This is a genomic window from Facilibium subflavum, assembly GCF_003574485.1.
GTDB classification, from domain to species: domain Bacteria; phylum Pseudomonadota; class Gammaproteobacteria; order Francisellales; family Francisellaceae; genus Facilibium; species Facilibium subflavum.
Window position 1 is genome coordinate 1 of sequence record NZ_QLIT01000344.1, and the last position, 538, is coordinate 538.

The following is a 538-nucleotide window of genomic DNA, read 5'->3' on the forward strand; positions in this document are numbered from 1 at the left end:
AGTTGGGAGCATTTCCACAACTATATCTAACGCTACCCACTACCGCAACCACGGATAACACATGATTTTTATACTTTAACAGGTTCAGTGAGTTAAATTGAAGAGCCGTATGTGGGAAATCTACAAGTACGGTTCTGTGAGGGGCATCATGCTTTCTCACATTATGTTTAAAATTTAAATTATAAATAGGAGAAACAGAGATGTCTACTCGACATTAAAGCCTGTAAGGAACTTTTGCATGCAGGAAAAATTAATGAATTTATCGAAAAGCTAAAATTTGATACCAAGCATAAGCGGGGTAAGATAGTAAAAACTGAACGAGGATATTTTATAAACAATATGGATCGCTTAATTTACAAGACCTGTAAAGATAATGGCTTTCCACAAGGAAGTGGTGCTATAGAAAGCAGTGTTCGCAGGGTTATTAATCTAAAAATGAAAGGCAATTCTATTTTTTGGAATGAAGAGAGTGCCAATGATATGCTGCTTATACGTTCATTTTATAAGGCTGGGAGATGGCGAAACATTGAAGAAATGT

At 35.7% G+C, this 538-nt stretch carries 1 pseudogene; it reads left to right on the top strand.

Annotated elements, in window-relative coordinates:
* Positions 1 to 234: 234 nt before the first annotated feature.
* A pseudogene (locus DNK84_RS13840) lies at positions 235 to 538 on the top strand (hypothetical protein); the annotation flags it as partial.